The 19,954-nt window shown below is 76.2% G+C and carries 11 protein-coding genes and 2 CRISPR repeat arrays (1 of these 13 only partly in view); of the genes, 3 read left to right on the forward strand and 8 right to left on the reverse strand.

Features of this window, described 5'->3' with window-relative positions; translation table 11 throughout:
* A CRISPR array of direct repeats spans positions 1 to 1,320; the repeat unit is 28 nt; unit sequence GTGCTCCCCGCGCGAGCGGGGATGGCCC (it extends 174 nt beyond the left edge of the window).
* Positions 1,321 to 1,412: 92 nt separating this feature from the next.
* A CRISPR array of direct repeats spans positions 1,413 to 9,639; the repeat unit is 28 nt; unit sequence GTGCTCCCCGCGCGAGCGGGGATGGCCC.
* A gap of 106 nt (positions 9,640 to 9,745) precedes the next feature.
* The 4 genes from AC3AQ1_RS10450 to AC3AQ1_RS10465 all read right to left on the reverse strand — a co-directional run bounded on the left by AC3AQ1_RS10450 (position 9,746) and on the right by AC3AQ1_RS10465 (position 11,826).
* Positions 9,746 to 10,564: an MOSC domain-containing protein gene (locus AC3AQ1_RS10450; RefSeq protein WP_199916461.1), complete on the reverse strand. Its 819-nt coding sequence runs from the start codon at positions 10,562 to 10,564 to the stop codon at positions 9,746 to 9,748.
* A 43-nt stretch (positions 10,565 to 10,607) separates the two neighbouring features.
* Entirely contained in the window at positions 10,608 to 10,841 is a 234-nt protein-coding gene (locus tag AC3AQ1_RS10455; RefSeq protein WP_108718918.1) for a hypothetical protein, read from the reverse strand.
* 44 nt (positions 10,842 to 10,885) lie between these two features.
* Entirely contained in the window at positions 10,886 to 11,155 is a 270-nt protein-coding gene (locus tag AC3AQ1_RS10460) for a hypothetical protein (RefSeq protein WP_108718919.1), read from the reverse strand.
* A 365-nt stretch (positions 11,156 to 11,520) separates the two neighbouring features.
* Positions 11,521 to 11,826, reverse strand: coding sequence for a hypothetical protein (locus AC3AQ1_RS10465; RefSeq protein ID WP_108718920.1), 306 nt, complete (start codon positions 11,824 to 11,826; stop codon positions 11,521 to 11,523).
* A gap of 144 nt (positions 11,827 to 11,970) precedes the next feature.
* On the opposite strand from AC3AQ1_RS10465, the gene AC3AQ1_RS10470 reads away from it, so the two are divergent.
* Entirely contained in the window at positions 11,971 to 13,824 is a 1,854-nt protein-coding gene (locus AC3AQ1_RS10470) for a threonine/serine exporter family protein (RefSeq protein WP_159096506.1), read from the forward strand.
* A 23-nt stretch (positions 13,825 to 13,847) separates the two neighbouring features.
* Here the strand turns inward: AC3AQ1_RS10470 and AC3AQ1_RS10475 are convergent, their stop codons facing one another.
* Genes AC3AQ1_RS10475 through yczR form a run of 3 tightly spaced genes read right to left on the reverse strand, consistent with a single transcriptional unit; the run spans position 13,848 to position 17,403 of the window.
* Positions 13,848 to 14,774, reverse strand: a complete 927-nt coding sequence (locus AC3AQ1_RS10475; protein ID WP_108718923.1) for a PfkB family carbohydrate kinase — start codon at positions 14,772 to 14,774, stop codon at positions 13,848 to 13,850.
* Positions 14,771 to 15,814: an ADP-ribosylglycohydrolase family protein gene (locus AC3AQ1_RS10480; RefSeq protein ID WP_108718924.1), complete on the reverse strand. Its 1,044-nt coding sequence runs from the start codon at positions 15,812 to 15,814 to the stop codon at positions 14,771 to 14,773. Before AC3AQ1_RS10480 ends, AC3AQ1_RS10475 begins: the two co-directional genes overlap by 4 nt.
* Positions 15,815 to 15,873: 59 nt before the next feature.
* Entirely contained in the window at positions 15,874 to 17,403 is a 1,530-nt protein-coding gene (yczR, locus tag AC3AQ1_RS10485; RefSeq protein WP_159096507.1) for a MocR-like transcription factor YczR, read from the reverse strand.
* 78 nt (positions 17,404 to 17,481) lie between these two features.
* Between yczR and yczE the strand changes: the two genes are divergently transcribed.
* Positions 17,482 to 18,132 carry a membrane protein YczE gene (gene yczE, locus AC3AQ1_RS10490; protein ID WP_234417467.1) on the forward strand — a complete coding sequence of 217 codons (651 nt, stop codon included), beginning with the start codon at positions 17,482 to 17,484 and terminating at the stop codon, positions 18,130 to 18,132.
* On the opposite strand, the gene def is transcribed toward yczE, so the two are convergent.
* Positions 18,129 to 18,698, reverse strand: a complete 570-nt coding sequence (gene def / locus AC3AQ1_RS10495; protein WP_108718926.1) for a peptide deformylase — start codon at positions 18,696 to 18,698, stop codon at positions 18,129 to 18,131. The genes yczE and def overlap by 4 nt on opposite strands.
* 273 nt (positions 18,699 to 18,971) lie before the next feature.
* Between def and AC3AQ1_RS10500 the strand changes: the two genes are divergently transcribed.
* Entirely contained in the window at positions 18,972 to 19,931 is a 960-nt protein-coding gene (locus AC3AQ1_RS10500; protein ID WP_108718927.1) for a hypothetical protein, read from the forward strand.
* Positions 19,932 to 19,954: the final 23 nt, after the last annotated feature.

Genomic DNA, 19,954 nt, shown 5'->3' on the forward strand with positions numbered 1-19,954 from the left:
CATGCCCTGGTGCTCCCCGCGCGAGCGGGGATGGCCCCCACCGAGGGGTCGACAGCGGTCAGCAAGGGGCGTGCTCCCCGCGCGAGCGGGGATGGCCCCTGCAACGGACAGACGTGCATCTGCACGTTCCGGTGCTCCCCGCGCGAGCGGGGATGGCCCCGACTCCGTCGAGCTCGACAAGTCCTTCACCGAGTGCTCCCCGCGCGAGCGGGGATGGCCCCAGGTAGATGTCGGTGAGGTCGGTGAGCGTGGTGTGCTCCCCGCGCGAGCGGGGATGGCCCCAACGAGTACGCGATGACCGTCACCGACGTGTGGTGCTCCCCGCGCGAGCGGGGATGGCCCCCGCCGCCGACCAGGGACGTCTTGAACTCGTCGGTGCTCCCCGCGCGAGCGGGGATGGCCCCCAGCCGGCCACGACGGAGATGCCGTCGAAGGCGTGCTCCCCGCGCGAGCGGGGATGGCCCCCGTATGCCTACACAGGTGGTTGTTTGGCCATTGTGCTCCCCGCGCGAGCGGGGATGGCCCCGGGGTATGGGACGCCTCGCCGCTGGTGACGCTGGTGCTCCCCGCGCGAGCGGGGATGGCCCCGGGCTGCCTGTCCGCTCAGGGAAGCCGGAGGAGTGCTCCCCGCGCGAGCGGGGATGGCCCCGCCGTGAGCACGAGGCGATGAACCGCGACCCAGTGCTCCCCGCGCGAGCGGGGATGGCCCGGCGTGCGCGGCAACGAAGTCGGAGGTCACGAAGTGCTCCCCGCGCGAGCGGGGATGGCCCCCGACTCCCAGAAGGATACGAATAGCAGAGGGGGTGCTCCCCGCGCGAGCGGGGATGGCCCCCGGTGCGCGAGACCCTGCACCCACGCCCAGCCGTGCTCCCCGCGCGAGCGGGGATGGCCCGTACGTCCGCTCGCGCGCCTTCCGCGCCTCCGAGTGCTCCCCGCGCGAGCGGGGATGGCCCCGGCCCAGCTCTGCCACCGTCGGGTCATCCCTGGTGCTCCCCGCGCGAGCGGGGATGGCCCGCGGGGTCATGAGACGAGGCCTTCGAGGTCGAGGTGCTCCCCGCGCGAGCGGGGATGGCCCCGGCTTCGGCAGGTACAGGAGCGCCGTCAGCACGTGCTCCCCGCGCGAGCGGGGATGGCCCGGCCGTGACCGCCGCCTCTAGGTACGGGTGCCAGTGCTCCCCGCGCGAGCGGGGATGGCCCCTCACCGAGCAGCTCGGGCTGCCCGTCGACCTGGTGCTCCCCGCGCGAGCGGGGATGGCCCTCGTCTCCGACGTGAACCTGTCGGGCGCCGTACGTGCTCCCCGCGCGAGCGGGGATGGCCCCGACTTCAGTGAAGGACTGACAAAAGTAAATGAGTGCTCCCGCGCGAGCGGGGATGGCCCCCATGTGGCTACGGATGAGAGTCCGTATCGTCAGTGCTCCCCGCGCGAGCGGGGATGGCCCCCGTCCCAGTAGTCGAGAATGTCAGACGTGTAGGTGCTCCCCGCGCGAGCGGGGATGGCCCCCGTCGCCAGGGACTGATTCCGTGACGCGCCGTGTGCTCCCCGCGCGAGCGGGGATGGCCCCCCTCGAAAGCTCGACCCATGAAAGGAGACACCGTGCTCCCCGCGCGAGCGGGGATGGCCCTCCAACCCAACCAGCACAATCCCTACCCCCGGAGTGCTCCCCGCGCGAGCGGGGATGGCCCGCCGCCCGCGGACCTGTCGTACGGCAACAAGCGGTGCTCCCCGCGCGAGCGGGGATGGCCCCCAGCCGCGCTCTCGGCGCAACGTGGATCTGCGGTGCTCCCCGCGCGAGCGGGGATGGCCCGCGGGCCCTGGACGTCCTCGACAGCCAGGACGCGTGCTCCCCGCGCGAGCGGGGATGGCCCCTCGCTCACCCATGCGGTGCGGGCGCCGGGCCAGTGCTCCCCGCGCGAGCGGGGATGGCCCCGGCCGCGCCCCCTTCACCCTCGCCGACATCCGGTGCTCCCCGCGCGAGCGGGGATGGCCCCGAGGCGGTAGGTGCCGCGCTCTCCGGTGGGGGGTGCTCCCCGCGCGAGCGGGGATGGCCCGGAGGACCCCATGGCCACCACCTCCCAGCGAGCGTGCTCCCCGCGCGAGCGGGGATGGCCCTCAATCCCTCGCTCGGACTTCTGGGCATCGTGCGTGCTCCCCGCGCGAGCGGGGATGGCCCCGCGTCGGATGCGGCGCTGCGGGCGCGTGGCACGTGCTCCCCGCGCGAGCGGGGATGGCCCCGCGTCGGATGCGGCGCTACGGGCGCGGGGTACGTGCTCCCCGCGCGAGCGGGGATGGCCCCGAAGCCGACCCACAGGCAGGCGGCGCCCCATCGTGCTCCCCGCGCGAGCGGGGATGGCCCCCACGGCTCGCCGTGCTCGTCGGTCTCGACGCGGTGCTCCCCGCGCGAGCGGGGATGGCCCGCCCAAGGCCCGCCGTGGCCGTGTAGGCATCGCGTGCTCCCCGCGCGAGCGGGGATGGCCCCCGCTCGGGCCGCTCCCCGGGAACCGTGGATGCGTGCTCCCCGCGCGAGCGGGGATGGCCCCGGGCCAGCCGTCTGCGACACCTGGCTACTGGCGTGCTCCCCGCGCGAGCGGGGATGGCCCGGCGTGGGCGCAGATCGCGACCCTCGGGGGGACGTGCTCCCCGCGCGAGCGGGGATGGCCCCTCCTTCAGGGCGTCCGCCGCGAGGTCCGTGTTGTGCTCCCCGCGCGAGCGGGGATGCCCCCCCGGGCACGCTCGCTTCTCCGAAGGCGTCGATGTGCTCCCCGCGCGAGCGGGGATGGCCCGGCGACGGGCATCGGTCCGGCCGATCCCCACACGTGCTCCCCGCGCGAGCGGGGATGGCCCCCGCCGACACCGACTGCTGTGCGCTCGCCGTGTGTGCTCCCCGCGCGAGCGGGGATGGCCCCTCGGCGTCGAACACCTTGGGCCCATCCACCGCCGTGCTCCCCGCGCGAGCGGGGATGGCCCGCAGATCGCGAACGCGGCGCTCGCCCTCGAGGAGTGCTCCCCGCGCGAGCGGGGATGGCCCCGCGCCCACGATCACTGGCCCGACCGGTGCTCAGTGCTCCCCGCGCGAGCGGGGATGGCCCGACTCCGGAGCGTCGCGCGTCGTCGTTAATCTTGTGCTCCCCGCGCGAGCGGGGATGGCCCGTCGCCTCGTCGGATGCGCTGGGCGAGCGCCTCGTGCTCCCCGCGCGAGCGGGGATGGCCCGCCTCGCTCATCAGCCTGGCCAAGGGCGGTCGGGTGCTCCCCGCGCGAGCGGGGATGCCCCCCCCCCGGAACGCCAACGGGCACCGTCGCCGCGAGTGCTCCCCGCGCGAGCGGGGATGGCCCCCAGTTCGTTGACGACGCGCTGATCTACACGTCGTGCTCCCCGCGCGAGCGGGGATGGCCCCGCGAACGACGCGCTACCCGCCGAGTTCCCGACGGCTCCCCGCGCGAGCGGGGATGGCCCCGCCCACCCCGCCATCCCCGAGCGGCGACGACCGTGCTCCCCGCGCGAGCGGGGATGGCCCGATCGGCCACACCGCGAAGGCACCCCCACGACGGTGCTCCCCGCGCGAGCGGGGATGGCCCCCCCGCGAGCGCGAGCGCGACGACCGCGAACACGTGCTCCCCGCGCGAGCGGGGATGGCCCTCGCGTGGGGGTCTCCCGGGTGTGCCTCCTCGAGTGCTCCCCGCGCGAGCGGGGATGGCCCGTTCGCGCCGAGCGCCCGGTTCGCGTCCGCCGTGTGCTCCCCGCGCGAGCGGGGATGGCCCGATCGACGCCTCCACAGCCGGGGCAGGAGCGGGGTGCTCCCCGCGCGAGCGGGGATGGCCCCCAGCTCGTCGCGCGCCGATGGCGACCCCACCGGTGCTCCCCGCGCGAGCGGGGATGGCCCGCCGACTCGACGTACCTCCAGCAGAAGGTGACGGTGCTCCCCGCGCGAGCGGGGATGGCCCCGTTTCCTCGGGGGGCGCGGGTCCCGCGCTGGCGTGCTCCCCGCGCGAGCGGGGATGGCCCCCCTTCCTAGAACCCTTCCCGGAACCCTTCCGCGTGCTCCCCGCGCGAGCGGGGATGGCCCTGGTGGACGCGGCCGCCACGTCACAGAGTGGCGGTGCTCCCCGCGCGAGCGGGGATGGCCCTGGTGGACGCGGCCGCCACGTCACAGAGTGGCGGTGCTCCCCGCGCGAGCGGGGATGGCCCGTCGTCGTCGGCCGCGAGCTCGGGGATCGTCGCGTGCTCCCCGCGCGAGCGGGGATGGCCCCGGGACCATCGGCATGTGCCCGTCGCGCACAGCGTGCTCCCCGCGCGAGCGGGGATGGCCCGCGTCGCGGCCGTCAGCCGCTCCGAAGGGTGCTGTGCTCCCCGCGCGAGCGGGGATGGCCCGGGTGAGGCAACTCCCCTTCCCCCTTCCCCTTAGTGCTCCCCGCGCGAGCGGGGATGGCCCGCCGTGTGCGTCGTGCGGGCACGGGAAGTCGATGTGCTCCCCGCGCGAGCGGGGATGGCCCGCCTGCATCGGCCATCGACCCCGCGCCCTACCTGTGCTCCCCGCGCGAGCGGGGATGGCCCTCGGCCGATGTCGGGTCAGGATGCGTGGATCGCGTGCTCCCCGCGCGAGCGGGGATGGCCCCCGCCACGGGGAGCCCGCTTACGGCACAGGCTCGTGCTCCCCGCGCGAGCGGGGATGGCCCCAGCAGCGCACCAGCGAGAGCGCGCGCCACCAGGTGCTCCCCGCGCGAGTGGGGATGGCCCTTGGATCGCCCGCCACATGTTCACGAGCCACCCGTGCTCCCCGCGCGAGCGGGGATGGCCCGGCTGTGACGGCGCTGTCGGCGCGTTGCACGTTGTGCTCCCCGCGCGAGCGGGGATGGCCCCAGGTCTGTCGGTCCGTCCGACCCGCCCCACCGGTGCTCCCCGCGCGAGCGGGGATGGCCCGACCTCACGCAGGTCATCGACGACGACCTCGCCGTGCTCCCCGCGCGAGCGGGGATGGCCCGACCTCGACCGGAGTGCATCGCGAGTGCCGCACGTGCTCCCCGCGCGAGCGGGGATGGCCCGTACGTGAGTTGCTGCACGGAAGTGAGCGAGAGGTGCTCCCCGCGCGAGCGGGGATGGCCCCCTCGACCCCTCCATCGTCTCCACCACCGTCAGGTGCTCCCCGCGCGAGCGGGGATGGCCCCGATGCGCCGGCGAGCAGGCGCACGAGCCGCGGCGTGCTCCCCGCGCGAGCGGGGATGGCCCCCAGCCATGAGTGTCCTCCTCAGGACGAGAGTGGTGCTCCCCGCGCGAGCGGGGATGGCCCGGTTGGCAGGACGACGAGGAGGAGACCACCGATGTGCTCCCCCCGCGCGAGCGGGGATGGCCCGACCTGCGCAGTCCGCACCGCGCCCTTCTTGCGGTGCTCCCCGCGCGAGCGGGGATGGCCCGGTCACCAACGGCGATGTGACCGTGTGGCTGCCGTGCTCCCCGCGCGAGCGGGGATGGCCCTAGAACTTCATGGCAGACGTCACCCCCCACCGCTACGGTTCGCACATGGTGCTCCCCGCGCGAGCGGGGATGGCCCTGCCCCCTCAGGCGCCTTCGGGCGTCGAGGAGGGTGCTCCCCGCGCGAGCGGGGATGGCCCCCCGAGGCCTCCCCCAGCCCCCTGGACCTGGCGGTGCTCCCCGCGCGAGCGGGGATGGCCCGGGCGCGCCGGCTCGCGGGCCGGAGGAGATGGCGTGCTCCCCGCGCGAGCGGGGATGGCCCCAGCTGGGCGTCGGTGCGCGCGTCGAGCCACGACGTGCTCCCCGCGCGAGCGGGGATGGCCCCCCGGCCGCGCTCGTCTCGCTCGCGTCGGTCGCGTGCTCCCCGCGCGAGCGGGGATGGCCCCTCGGCAAGTTGACCGTGAACTGGACGAAGCCGGTGCTCCCCGCGCGAGCGGGGATGGCCCGCCCGGTGACCCGGTTGATGAACTCGCAGCCCGGTGCTCCCCGCGCGAGCGGGGATGGCCCCTCGGTGCGGCACGGACTGCGGGACGCCCTCGCGTGCTCCCCGCGCGAGCGGGGATGGCCCCGGCTCGAGCTCGCGTGCCAACGCCAACGACAGGTGCTCCCCGCGCGAGCGGGGATGGCCCGCAGATCGCGAACGCGGCGCTCGCCCTCGAGGAGTGCTCCCCGCGCGAGCGGGGATGGCCCGCCGCAGCGCGTGCCGCTGCTCGTCACGCGAGGGTGCTCCCCGCGCGAGCGGGGATGGCCCTGAGCGCGCGGGCGCTCGTGGTCGAGCTCGGCGGTGCTCCCCGCGCGAGCGGGGATGGCCCCGAAGGGACCAGCCATGCACCTCACCGCCCGCGGTGCTCCCCGCGCGAGCGGGGATGGCCCGCGCGTCACCCTCTACTGCGACCCCGCCGTGAAGTGCTCCCCGCGCGAGCGGGGATGGCCCCGCCTGGCACAGCGGCATCGCACCCGCGGCACCGTGCTCCCCGCGCGAGCGGGGATGGCCCGCCCGAGCGCGCCTTCTTCCACGCCTGCCGCACGCGCTCCCCGCGCGAGCGGGGATGGCCCGAAGAAGTCCGACGCGGCGGCTTGGGTGGCCTGGTGCTCCCCGCGCGAGCGGGGATGGCCCCGCGCGCATCGCACGCGACCTCGACCTCGACCCGTGCTCCCCGCGCGAGCGGGGATGGCCCGGCGACCCGCGAGGCGCCGACGTGATGGCCGCGGTGCTCCCCGCGCGAGCGGGGATGGCCCCGCGGCCTGCCGCTCGTCGGCGTCGTCGGGGTCGTGCTCCCCGCGCGAGCGGGGATGGCCCCCGCCCGACGGGGCCGCCGGGCGAGCCCATGCCGTGCTCCCCGCGCGAGCGGGGATGGCCCCAGCGCTGCCGCGATCCGCGGCACTGTGACCGCGTGCTCCCCGCGCGAGCGGGGATGGCCCCCTCGGCCTGTACGTGTGGTGGAAGCAGTCGACGTGCTCCCCGCGCGAGCGGGGATGGCCCCGGCGCGGACCCGCATTTCGACGGCATCCAGACGTGCTCCCCGCGCGAGCGGGGATGGCCCCATCGTGAGGTCCTTCGCGCACACCACGAGCAGGTGCTCCCCGCGCGAGCGGGGATGGCCCGAGCGCCGGGTACTCGGTGGACGTGTCGAGCAGGTGCTCCCCGCGCGAGCGGGGATGGCCCCGACGCGTCCAAGATGGAGACGGCCCAGCGGAAGTGCTCCCCGCGCGAGCGGGGATGGCCCCGCCGCCGCCAGCGCGCCCTTCATCCCGTCAGCGGTGCTCCCCGCGCGAGCGGGGATGGCCCCCGCTCGCGCCCACCTGCCCCCGCGCCGCCTGGGTGCTCCCCGCGCGAGCGGGGATGGCCCGCCCACTGCCTGGCTGCCGTCTGCGCGGCCAGCGTGCTCCCCGCGCGAGCGGGGATGGCCCCGACCTCGCGGTGGAGTACGTGCCGCAGGCGGAGTGCTCCCCGCGCGAGCGGGGATGACCCCTGGTCGCCGACGGCGGTGATCAAGTTGTGCGTGTGCTCCCCGCGCGAGCGGGGATGGCCCTTCGGGTCCGCGCCGTTGATGTACGGGCCGTGGAGTGCTCCCCGCGCGAGCGGGGATGGCCCCGAGACGGCAACGGGCGCGGCGGACACGATGCGGTGCTCCCCGCGCGAGCGGGGATGGCCCCAGCGACCGCCCGAGGGATGGGTGGTCGGACGCGTGCTCCCCGCGCGAGCGGGGATGGCCCCACCCCGGTCGTCTACTCGGTGACGACCGGTGGGTGCTCCCCGCGCGAGCGGGGATGGCCCCTCTTTGAGCGCGTCCGCTACCAGGTCCGTGTTGTGCTCCCCGCGCGAGCGGGGATGGCCCCCACACCACCGACGCATCCACGCTGGAGGTGACGTGCTCCCCGCGCGAGCGGGGATGGCCCCGCCTCATCGGCCGACTTCGCCACCCCCGAGCGGTGCTCCCCGCGCGAGCGGGGATGGCCCCTCATTCAGCCGGGCTCGCGCGTCCTCGATGCCGTGCTCCCCGCGCGAGCGGGGATGGCCCCCGCGGCAGCTTCATGCCGTCCAACATCTCCCCGGTGCTCCCCGCGCGAGCGGGGATGGCCCGCCCTGTACTCGGCCGACGTGGCCGAGCTGGACGTGCTCCCCGCGCGAGCGGGGATGGCCCCTTCGGCCCGCCGCCACCTGGGTGCTGGTAGTCGGTGCTCCCCGCGCGAGCGGGGATGGCCCCGCGGACGTCACGTAGCCGCCAGCGAGCGGGTAGTGCTCCCCGCGCGAGCGGGGATGGCCCGTACCAGATCACGTCTTATCGTCCTCCTCACCCGTGCTCCCCGCGCGAGCGGGGATGGCCCCTGGGCGCCGACGGCGGTGATCAGGTTGTGCGTGTGCTCCCCGCGCGAGCGGGGATGGCCCTCGTGTCCGCCGCCGGCGACGTCGCGTCCGTCGGTGCTCCCCGCGCGAGCGGGGATGGCCCCTTCTCGAACTCCGTGTCGTTCTGGTCCAGATCGTGCTCCCCGCGCGAGCGGGGATGGCCCTCCGCAGAGCCGATCGACGTGAGCACGGACGCGGTGCTCCCCGCGCGAGCGGGGATGGCCCTCCGCAGAGCCGATCGACGTGAGCACGGACGCGGTGCTCCCCGCGCGAGCGGGGATGGCCCGAAGGCCCCGTGGCAGCGACTCGCGGCCAGGGCGTGCTCCCCGCGCGAGCGGGGATGGCCCCACGGTCTTGAGGCTGGCGTTCAGGCTGCGCCGGTGCTCCCCGCGCGAGCGGGGATGGCCCCACCACCGGCCCCTACGCCTGGTCAGGGTCCTAGTGCTCCCCGCGCGAGCGGGGATGGCCCCGGCTTCGGTGACGCGGGGATCACCCATCCGACGTGCTCCCCGCGCGAGCGGGGATGGCCCCCTCGGCCTGTACGCGTGGTGGAAGCAGTCGACGTGCTCCCCGCGCGAGCGGGGATGGCCCCTGGTCGCCGACGGCGGTGATCAGGTTGTGCGTGTGCTCCCCGCGCGAGCGGGGATGGCCCCTTCTTCCACGGCCCGTACATCAACGGCGCGGAGTGCTCCCCGCGCGAGCGGGGATGGCCCCCGGCGGGGAGCGCACCGTGGCCGTCCTCGGAGGTGCTCCCCGCGCGAGCGGGGATGGCCCGTCGACGCGGGCGTGCACCGGCAGTGGGATCGGGTGCTCCCCGCGCGAGCGGGGATGGCCCGCTCCCGACGGCGGTCGCGACGGTCGTGCCGACGTGCTCCCCGCGCGAGCGGGGATGGCCCGTCCCGCGCCAGCGGGCTGGACTGCTCCGGCCTATGCTTCCCGCGCGAGCGGGGATGGCCCCTCGTCGCCCTGCGCGAGCACCCGCAGCACGCGGTGCTCCCCGCGCGAGCGGGGATGGCCCGCTCCCGACGGCGGTCGCGACGGTCGTGCCGACGTGCTCCCCGCGCGAGCGGGGATGGCCCGTCCCGCGCCAGCGGGCTGGACTGCTCCGGCCTATGCTTCCCGCGCGAGCGGGGATGGCCCCGGTGAGTGCCCGAACGGAAGCATCAGCAGCGCGTGCTCCCCGCGCGAGCGGGGATGGCCCCGGTGAGTGCCCGAACGGAAGCATCAGCAGCGCGTGCTCCCCGCGCGAGCGGGGATGGCCCCAGGTTCGGGGAGAGCGCGAACCGTTGGGAGGGCGTGCTCCCCGCGCGAGCAGGGATGGTCCCCGGCGAGGCGTCACCGCCGGTGTCAAACCCGGGGCTTGACACCGCACACCACGCGGCTGCGGCCGCCGACACGCCCCCCTCGCGCCGCCAGCCCCCCGGCCCCGCCTACTCGACCACGACGACGGGCGAGCTGACCTCGATCGCTCCTTCGCCGTCGGGCACGAGGTTGACGCCGAAGAGCGTCGCGGAACCCGACCGGTGGTGCCGCGCGAGCGCGCGCAGCGGCTGGCGCCCGCGCGCGAGGGTCTCGGGGTCGACGGTCGTCAGCGCGCATCGCGTGCACGGCCCGATCACGCGCATCGGCACGCCGCCGATCACGATCCGCCGCCACGACTCCTCTGCGAACGGCGCGAGCTCGCGGTCGGAGCCCGAGACCACCACGTTCGGCCGGAACCGCCGCATCGGCACGGGCACACGATCCGCGTCGGAGCCGCGCTCGTCCGCCGCGATCCACTCGTTCACCCGCGCCAGCGACGCCGTGCTCGTCAGCAGGATTGGGTACGCGTCCGCGTACGCGGTGTGGTCCGAGGCGCCGACCGCCCGCCACGTCGGGTCCGGGCAGTGCACGAGCCGCACGCCCTCACGCCGCAGCACCTCCCCGAACCACGCGGCGGCCGCGTCGCCCGCGTCGACGCCGAGCGCCGGCGCGTCCCACACCGTCACCTCGCGCGCGTCTCCCTCGGGACGCCCGACGGCGAGCGTCGCCATCCCCGGCGCGCTCAGCTCGAGCGCATCGTCCGGCGCGAGGGCGGCGTGCACGAGCAGCAGGCGCGAGTCGGTCCGGGACGTGATCTGGGCGCCGTCCGGGTCGACCACCATCCACCGCCGGTCACCGACGAGGCCGGCTCGTTCGACGACGGCGGAGCGCAGGTCGTGCGGCGCGGTGCTCTTCACGGGGTAGCGGTGGAGGGAGGCGACGTGCACGGCCGCGACGCTACCGGCCGTTCACCGCCCGCCCCGAGAGCTCTCAGGAGTCGGCGGACCGGAAGCGCTGCTGCGCGCCCTGCTTCGTGAGGCCGTAGACCTCACCGATCGTGCGCCACGTGGTGCCCTCCTTGCGGAGGCTGCGCACGAGGTCGATCTCGAGCTTCTCGAACTGCTCCCGCGCGGCGCGGGCGGCGGCGAGGCGCGCCAGCGGGTCCTTGATCGAGCTGACGGACTCGGCAGCGCGATCGAGACGCTGGGTGTGCTTGCTGGCCACGGCGCAATCCTAGGTCAAGGAAACGTTGACGCGGGCGTCGGCGCTCACCACTGGACGGGGGCGAGCGGGACGAGCCCGGGTGAGTCGGGGTGCACGATAGCGAGCGCGAGGTGCAGCAGCACGCCGAGCGCGAGGCCGAGGCCGATCCACAGCGCGACCCGCGCCCACGGGCGGTGCGCCACGAGCCCGGTCAGGCCGGTGACGACGACTCCCGCGGCCGCGAGCCAGACCACCCAGCCCGCCGACGCCACGAACTCCCCGACGACGAGCGCGAGCGCCGCCCAGAGCCAGTGCCACGCGCCGCGCCGCAGCACCGGCGCGGCGGGCGCCCTGTGCTGGGTCGGCTGGCGGGTCGGCTGGCGGGTCGGCTGGTGGGCGTGCGGTGCGGAGTGGTGCGGTGCGGTACGAGGCGCGGGACGGGGACGAGGCGCGAGCGGGCGTGCCGCCGCAGGGGCGCGTCGGTGCGACCGGTGCTCGGGGGGAGTGCGATGCCCTGGGGTCCGGCCGGTCTCGCCTGCGAGTGCCACGCATCACCTCGCTGTCTCACGGGGATCTCACGTCGATGTGGGTCCGTCGCAAGTGTTACCGAACCGTGATCTGGCGTCCAGCAAGCGGGCGTGGCGCGGCGTGTCGGCGCGCCACGCGCCGCGTCGCGACATCGAGGTCGCGACGTCGCGACTCAGCCGCGGCGCGCGCCGGCCGCCTTGAACAGCTCCGCGAGCGCGTGCCGGGTGTGCCGGAAGTCGGACTCGTGCTGCACGTCGTCGGTGGTCGCCACGAACGAGGTGGACTCGCCGTCGGTGTCCTGCACGCTGATCGTCGCCGACCAGCCCCACGTCTTCTCGCCCGCGTCCCGCTTGAGCACGAGCGAGGTGTGCGTGCTCGCCGCGTGGTCGACCCGCCAGTCCGAGGCCGTGGCGGCCGTGCGCAGGCGCGCGAGCGCCGCGGCGGGGGCGGCCGGGATCGTGTAGTGCACCGTGGGCATCAGGGTCCTCCTGCGTCGTCTCGTGGGTCCGCCTCGACGCTAGTCCGCGCGAAGGCTGCCCACCATCGGTACGGCTCCACGTCGGCGTCTCGTCGGCTCCTCGCCCGCTTCTCGTGGGCCCGCCCCGCGCGTTACGTTCGGCTCGTGTCGACCCTCATCGCGCCGTCGCCCACCGCCGAGGTGAGGACCGTCGACCCGACGCTCACGCCCTCGCCCTTGCCCTCGGCGACGGACCAGACCTCGGCACCGACCGACGAGCCGACCACGGCGTCGCCCACCCCGTCCGCACCCGCCACCGCAACCACCGCGGGGGAGGACGCCACCGACCAGGCGCCGAGCGAGGGCACCGGCGCCCCGTCGACGCCGAGCACCACCGACGGCGGGGAGCTGCCGACGACGCAGGGCGGCACCACGACAACGATCGTGTGGGAGCAGCGGCCGGCCGTCGAGACGTCCCAGGTCTCGGGCCTGGCGTTCGGGGTGGCCGTCGCGGCGCTGCTCGTGGTGGCCGTCGTGCTCGCGCTGCTGCGCCGTCGCGAGCTCGCGCAGGAGGGGGCGGCCGGGCGGGCGACCGGCGTGCCGGCACCCGCGGCCCCGGAGACCGCGCCGGGCACCCCGGCCGACCCGGCGACGGCCGTGACAGCGGTCCTCGCGGGTGACGCGCTCGCCGCCACGCCGACCGGCGCCGCCACGCCGACCGGCGCCGCCGCGCCGACCGGCGCCCCCACGGCGGCGACCCCACCGCCGGGGACCACGCCGCCCGCGCACGACCCGGCCTCCGAGGTCGCATTCCTCGTCCTGCTCGGCGAGGCGCTCATCGACTGTGCGAGCCCGATCGCCGAGGTCCAGCGCGTCCTCGTCGACGTCGCCGAGGTGCACGGGTTCCCCGAGGCCGAGATCATCGCGCTGCCGACCGCGGTGCTCGTGACGCTTCCCGGCACGTCGGCGCAGACGGCCGCGGCGACGGCGGGCGGGCGGTCGTTCCGGCTCGACCAGGTCGAGGACGTCGTCACGCTGGCCGAGGCCGCGCGCACGGGTGAGATCGGGACGGCGGAGGCCACGGCGCGGCTGCGGATGATCGGCCTCGCGCCGGCGCCGTACTCCGAGCCCGTGCTGGTGGCGGGCTATGCCGTCTACAGCGTGGGGCTGTCGCTCATCCTCGGCGGCGGCTGTCTCGATCTCCTGGTCGTGGCCGGCCTCGGCGTGCTGGTTGCGCTCGTGCGCCGGCTCACGAGCGCCCGCCAGACCTACTTCGAGGCGCTCGTGGTGCTCAGCTGCGCGTTCGGGACGTCGGTGGTCTCGCTCGGGCTCGCGCGACTCGACGTCGGCGTCGCGGTGCTGCCCACGCTCGTGCCGCCGATCGTGATGTTCCTGCCCGGCGCGCTGCTCACCACGGGCGTCATCGACCTCGCCACGCGGCAGATGATCGCGGGCGCGGCGCGCCTGGCGGCGGGTGCGATGCAGACGGTGCTGCTCGCCGTCGGGGTCGCGGCGGCCGCCTCGCTCGTCGGGGTGAGAGCGACCGTGCTCGACGAGGAGCCGCACGGCGTCGGCGTGCTGGGACCGTGGCTCGGCGTCGTGCTGTTCACCGCGGGCGTCGGGCTCTACCACTGCGTGCGGCGCAGTGCCCTGCCGTGGGTCCTGCTCGTGGTGACCGTGGCCTACGCCGGCCAGGTGGTGGGCGGGCTGCTCTTCGGCGGCGTGGTGTCCGCGCTCGTCGGCGCCATGGCGATGACGCCGGTGGCGCTCTACGCCGCGTCGGTCCGCGGCGGCCCGCCCGCGCTCGTGTCGTTCCTGCCCGGGTTCTGGGTGCTCGTGCCGGGGGCGCTCGCGCTGGTCGGCCTCACGGAGACCTTCACCACCTCGACCGGCGGCGCGACCTCGCTCCTCACCGCGGGCGCCACGATGGTCGCGGTGTCCCTCGGCGTGCTCGTGGGGCTCGCGCTGCACGCGCTCGGCGTCGCGGGGGCGGACCGGCTCCGGCGCCCGACGGCGTAGCGCGCCTCCCGCTTTCAGCGCGCTCAACCGCCGTGCCGCGCGAGGTGCGCGTCGATCTCGCCGCGCGTGGGCGCCGTCGCCGGGCCGCGCCGGCTCGCGGTGAGCGCCCCGGCGACGTTCGCCCGCCGGACGGCCTCGGGCAGCGGCGTCCCGCGCAGCACCTCCGCCGCGAGCACGCCGGTGTGCGCGTCGCCGGCCCCGGTGCTGTCGACGGTCGTGACGGCAGGTGCCGGCACCGTGTGCGCCGACGTCCCGGTGTCGAGCACGCACCCGGCCGCGCCTCGACGACGCAGCACCGTCGCCTCGGGCCGCACGAGGTGGCGCACGGCGGCGGCGCCGCCCAGCAGGCGCGTCTCGCGCTCGTTCAGCGTCAGCACGTCGGCGCGATGCGCGACGGCGAGCAGCAGGTCGCGGTCGATCTCGCCGACGAGCGGGCCGGGATCCAGCAGCACGCACGCGTCTGGCACGGCGGTCACCCAGGCGGCGAGCGCGCGCCCGCCCGGGTTGACCAGGTCGTAGCCCGAGACGACCATGACGTCCTTGCGGTGCACCCGGACGGCCGCCAGCATGCCCGGGGTGAGGTGGGCCTCGAGGCCGGGGGCCGTGAGAAAGGTGCGCTCGCCGTCGGGCTCGGTGATGGTGACGCACAGGCCCGTGTCGGTGGCGCCGTTGGCGTCAGCCGGCCCGGGCGCCTCCGGCGTGAGGAGCACGGCGACGCCCTCCCGGGCGAGGCAGCGGGCCGCGAGCGTGCCGTAGGGCCCCGGGCCCACGAGCCCGACGAGGGCGGCCGCGACGTCCTGGCGCGCGGCGGCCGCAACCACCGTGAAGCCGCCCCCGGGCGTCGGCGCGCCCGCCACGCCGAGCACGTCGCCGCCCCGCTCGGGCAGGTGCGGCGCCGCGAACGGCAGGTCGACGAGCACCGACACCGTCGACAGCACGCGTGCCGTCACCGGGCCGTCCCGCCGAGGCGCAGGGCGAGGAGGTCGTCCGCGAGGGCCGTCAGGCCGGTCCCGGGGTCGGCGAGCGCGGGGTTCGCCGCCAGCAGCTGCCGCGTGGCGTCGGCCGGGAACGCGTCCGCGCCGTGCAGGGCTCCCGCGATCGCGCCGGCCATCGCGGCGATCGTGTCGCTGTCCCCGCCCAGGCTCGCGGCGGCCCGGACCGTGAGCCACGGGTCGTCGGGGGTGAGGGCGAGCACGGCGAACGCGGCGGGCACCGCCTCCTGCGTGGCGACCCCCGTTCCCACGAGCTCGTCGACCAGCTCGAGTCCGCCGTCGAGCCGGTGCTCGGCGACCACGTCGAGCGCCCAGCCGATCCGGGCCGCGACGTCCGCGCCGCCGACGTGGTGGCCGAGCGTGGCGCCGAGGTGCGCCGCCTCGATCGCGAGGTCGGTCGCCTCGGCGAGGTCCGCGCCGTCGATCGCGGCGCTCACCGCGGCGGCGACGGCGGCCGCCCCGGCGACGGCGATCCCCGTGTCGTGCGTGACGCGGCCCGCTTGGTGCACGCCGTGGACGAACGCGTCGAGCTGACCGAGGGGGTGTGCGATCCCGAACGGCGCGATCCGCATCGCGGCGCCGTCGGTGTCGCCCCAGCGCCCGGAGGTCCCGACGGGGGCGCCGGCCGCGACGGCGTCGAGCGCCCGGCGCGTGCTCGGGCCGAGGAGGTCGAGCGATCCGGCGGCGCGCATCGCGTCCTCCCAGGCGAGCAGGTCGGCCGCGAGCCGGTGCTGGTCGACCTCGCCGCGCCCCGCGAGCAGCAGCCGGGCCAGGAGAAGCGCCTGATCCGTGTCGTCGGTGACCCGGCCGGCGGGCAGGCCGGCGGCAATCTCGTGGTCGGCGGGCGCGGGGTGCAGCTGCGTGAGGAGCGGGCCGTAGCGGGCGCGGACCTCCTGGAACGGCAGTCCCTGGGTCGGCATCCCGAGCGCGTCGCCGAGCGCGAGGCCCAGCAGCGCACCGCGTGCGCGCTGGTCGGTCTGCGGGGGCGACGGCGCCATTCCCGAGAGGCTACGCGCGTCGCCTCGTGCGAGCCACGGCCGGTGTGGAGCGCGCGGTCTCAGGCGATGAGTGGGGGCGCCTGCGCGGGAGCGCCGGCGCCACGCCCGCCGCCCGCTGCGCCGCCGGCGGCGCCCGCGACGCCCCCGGCTGCGCCGCCCGCGACGACCTCCGCGTACGCCTCGACCAGCAGCCGCACGGTCGCCGCGGGGTCGGCCACGTCGGCCGTCAGCGGCAGCCGGATCCGGTCCCGCGCCGACCCGTCGGACGTGAACCGCGGCCCGGCGGCCAGCGCCACACCGCGCCGCAGCGCGGCCTCGGCCAGCTCGAGCCCCACGGGATCGGGCAGCCCGACCCAGAGGGCGAGCCCGCCCCGCGGCGTTCGCGCCGTCCAGCCCGGAGCGTGCGCCGCGAGCGCGGCGAGCCAGCCGTCCCGCAGGGTGCGCAGCCCGGCCAGGCGCGCCGTGAGCAGCGGTCCGGGCCCGTCGCCGGCGAGCAGCTCGGCCTCGAGGAACTCGGTCCCGATCAGCTGGTCGAGCGCCGAGGCGCCGAGATCGAGCGTGAGCCGCGCGGCCTGCAGCGCGGCGACCTGCGCCGTCGGGCAGCGCACCCAGCCCACCCGCACGCCGCCCCAGAGCGGCTTCGAGAGGCTGCCCACGGAGTACGCCCCGGGCAGGTGGGCCGCGAAGGGGGCCGGCGGCTCGCCGTCGTGCGCGGCGTCGAGCACGAGCTCGGCGAGCGACTCGTCCACGAGCGCGGTGCCGCCCGCCGCGGCGATCCCGGCCGCCAGCGCGGCGCGCGAGCCGTCCGGCAGCACGTGCCCGGTGGGGTTGTGGTGGTCCGGCACGAGGTAGGCCAGCCGCGGTCGAGCCGCGCGCAGGGCGGCGAGCGCGACGTCGAGGTCGAGCCCGTCGCGCGGCCCCACCGGCACGGGCAGGAGACGCGCGCCGGTCGCGCGGAGCGCGCCGACCGCGCTCGGGTACGTCGGGTTCTCCACCAGCGCGCGGTCGCCGCGGCGCAGCACGGTGCGGGCCACGAGCGCGATGCCCGCGAGCGCACCCGAGGTGACGACGAGCTGGTCCGGGTCGGTCGGCAGCCCGCGCGCCGCGTACCGTGCGGCGATCGCGGCGCGCAGCGCGGGCAGGCCGACCGGCTCGTAGCCGGGGCCGCGCAGCAGGGCGGGAAGCCGGGCGACCGCGCGCTCGACGAGCGCCTGCGTGCCGGGCACGCACGTCGCGGCCGCCGCCGTGAGGTCGAGCGCCACGCCCTCCTGCGGCACGAGCGCACCCGGCAGCACCTCGCGCCGTCCCGGCAGCGCGAGGAACGTGCCCGAGCCCACCCGCGGGTGCGCCCAGCCGGCCGCCGTGAGCTCCGCGTACGCGCGAGTCACCGTGGTCCGGGACAGCCCGAGCGCGACGGCGAGCTCCCGTTCGCTCGGCAGCCTCACCTGGGGTGGGAGTCGCCCGTCGACGGCGAGCGTCCGGATCGCGGCCGCGAGCGCGGCGTAGGCGGGGCGGGTGCTCGGCTCGCCCACGAGCGCGGCGAGCCGACCGGCGGTCACGGGCAAGGCGTCGCGCAGGGGGTCCGTCACGGGGGTCACGTGGTCCACGGGGCCACTTCATCGCAAGTGGCTATCGAAAGCAAGGCCAATCCGGTGCAGGATGTCCCGGTGAGAACGGTCCTCGCCCTCGTCCGCCACCCGGTCGACCAGCTGCGCGAGCCCGGCCTGGGCCGCCGCCTGCCGCAGCTGCTCGCCGGGCTCGTGCTCTACGGGTTCTCGATGGCGATGATGGTGCGCGCGGGTCTCGGCCTGGACCCGTGGGACGTGCTGCACCAGGGCGTCGCGCGGCGCACGGGGCTGTCGTTCGGGACCGTCGTGATCCTGGTCGGGGCCGCGGTGCTGCTGGCCTGGATCCCGCTGCGGCAACGGGTCGGCGTCGGGACGCTGTGCAACGTCGTCGTGATCGGGGTGGCCGCCGACGCCGGGCTCGCGGTGCTGCCCCCGGCCACGGGCTGGGCGGCGCGGATCGTGCTGCTGGTGCTCGGCGTCGTGCTCAACGCGCTGGCGGGCGCGCTCTACGTGGGCGCGCACCTCGGTCCGGGACCGCGCGACGGGCTCTGGGTCGCGATCGCGGCGCGCAGCGGCTGGAGCGTGCGCGCGGTGCGCACCGTGATCGAGGTGAGCGTGCTCGCGATCGGGTTCGTGCTCGGTGGGAGTGTGGGCGTGGGCACCGTGCTCTACGCGCTGGCGATCGGTCCGCTCGTGCAGCTGTTCCTGCCGCTGGTGAGCGCGCGTCGGTCGGCCGGCTCGAGGGACTAGCCCTCGCCGACCTCGTCGACCCCGGGCGTCCACGACACCCCGGGCACGCCCCAGCCGCGCTTCTTGCTGATCTTCTGGCAGATCTGCCGTTCCTTGCGAGTGAGGCGGTCGGTGTAGAGCACGCCGTCGAGATGGTCGAACTCGTGCTGCAGGATGCGCGCGCGCCAGCCGGTGACCTCCAGGCGCACGTCCGCGCCCTCGAGGTCGGTGCCGGTCACCACGACGTGGTCGGAGCGCCGCAGGGGGAAGCGCTCGCCGGGGAACGAGAGGCACCCCTCGGCCTCCTCCTCCTCGTCGGGCTCGCCCGGCGCCGGCGGCGTCATCCACAGCTCGGGGTTGATGACCACGCCGCGCCACGGGCGGTCGGAGTCGTCGACGTAGGCGTAGGTGAACAGCCGCAGCCCGACGCCGACCTGGGGCGCCGCGAGCCCGACGCCGGGGGCCGCGTCCATCGTCTCGACCATGTCCGCGACCAGCGTGCGCAGCTCGTCGGTGATCTCGCCGACGGGGGCGGCGGGGGTGTGCAGGACGGGGTCGCCGGACACGACGATGGGGAGGATGGCCACGGAACGAGCCTAGTTGGCGGCCGCCTCGCGTCGGCTCGGACGGCTGCGAGCGCTGGGGACGGGCGGCCCGGCATCCGTGGCCCGTCAATGGCGACAGTTGCGGAGCCATACGCTCCGGAGACGTCGCCATTGATGGGCGCGGGGTACCCGGGGTGGGTGGGACGGCCACCTGTCGAGACAGTCGGTTGTCCACTGCGCGACGGCGTGCACGCCGTCGCACCGGCATCCACAGTCGTCCGACCGTCGACGACGCCACGGCGTGAGTCTGGTGGCATGTCGCTGCCGTACGAGACGTTCCCGCACCTGACCGACGACGACCTCGCCGAGGTCGAGCGCATCCAGGGTCGTGTCCTCGCGATGGGTCAGCTCGTGCGGGCCGGGCGGTCCGAGCGCTACGGACGCTCACGGGTCGAGAGCGGACGGTGGCAGCAGCTCTACCGCGGCACGTACGTCACGCACGCCGGTCCGGTCTCCTTCGAGACACGGTGCTGGGCGGCGCTGCTCGCCGTCGGACCCGGCTCGACCCTGGCGGGAGAGACGGCCGCCTACCTGCAGCGACTGCAGACCGTACCGCCCGCGGAGATAGAGGTCGTCGTCCCGCGCTCGCGCCGCGCGCGGGGACGCCTGCCCGGCGTACGGGTTCGCAGCACGCGCGCCCGCGTTCGCGCGGTGGACGTCCCGCCGCGCACGCCGATCGCCGTGACGACGCTCGACCTGGTCGGGCGGGCAAGCAGCACCGACGAGGTCGTCTCGACCGTCACCGCCGCCGTGCGAAGGCAGGGCGGGCAGCTCGCGTTGCGCAACGAGCTCGAGCGGAGACACCGGACTCGCCATCGCGACCTGCTCACCGATCTGCTCTCGCCCGCCGCAGAAGGGATCGAGTCCGCTCTCGAGCATCGGTTCGATCGCGACGTGCTCCGCGCTCATGGGCTGCCCCGGATGACTCGCCAGCAGCGGCAGGTCGTGCAGGGGGTGCTCATCCGAGCGGACGTCGTCAGCGAGGAGTTCGCTGTGCGATTCGAGCTCGACGGTCGACTGCACCGTGACAAGACCGACGCAGACGTCTGGCGCGACAACGCCGTGGTTCTCGAGCGGGGCGAGCGGACCCTGCGATATCGCTGGCGACACATCGCGGGGACGCCGTGCCGCACCGCGCGTCAGGTGGAGCGGGCGCTGCAGAAGGGCGGCTGGGCCGGGCGGCTTCGTGCGTGCGGCGAGGCGTGTTCGACGTGACGGCTTGGGCTTGGGTCTGGTGG

The organism is Miniimonas sp. S16, from assembly GCF_057748195.1.

Excerpts from the sequence above, each read along its gene's own strand:
- AC3AQ1_RS10465 (WP_108718920.1), bottom strand. The coding sequence starts at position 11,826 with ATGCCCACGGTGCACTACACGATCCCGGCCGCCCCCGCCGCGGCGCTC.
- AC3AQ1_RS10480 (WP_108718924.1), bottom strand. The coding sequence starts at position 15,814 with ATGGCGCCGTCGCCCCCGCAGACCGACCAGCGCGCACGCGGTGCGCTG.
- AC3AQ1_RS10500 (WP_108718927.1), top strand. The coding sequence starts at position 18,972 with ATGTCGCTGCCGTACGAGACGTTCCCGCACCTGACCGACGACGACCTC.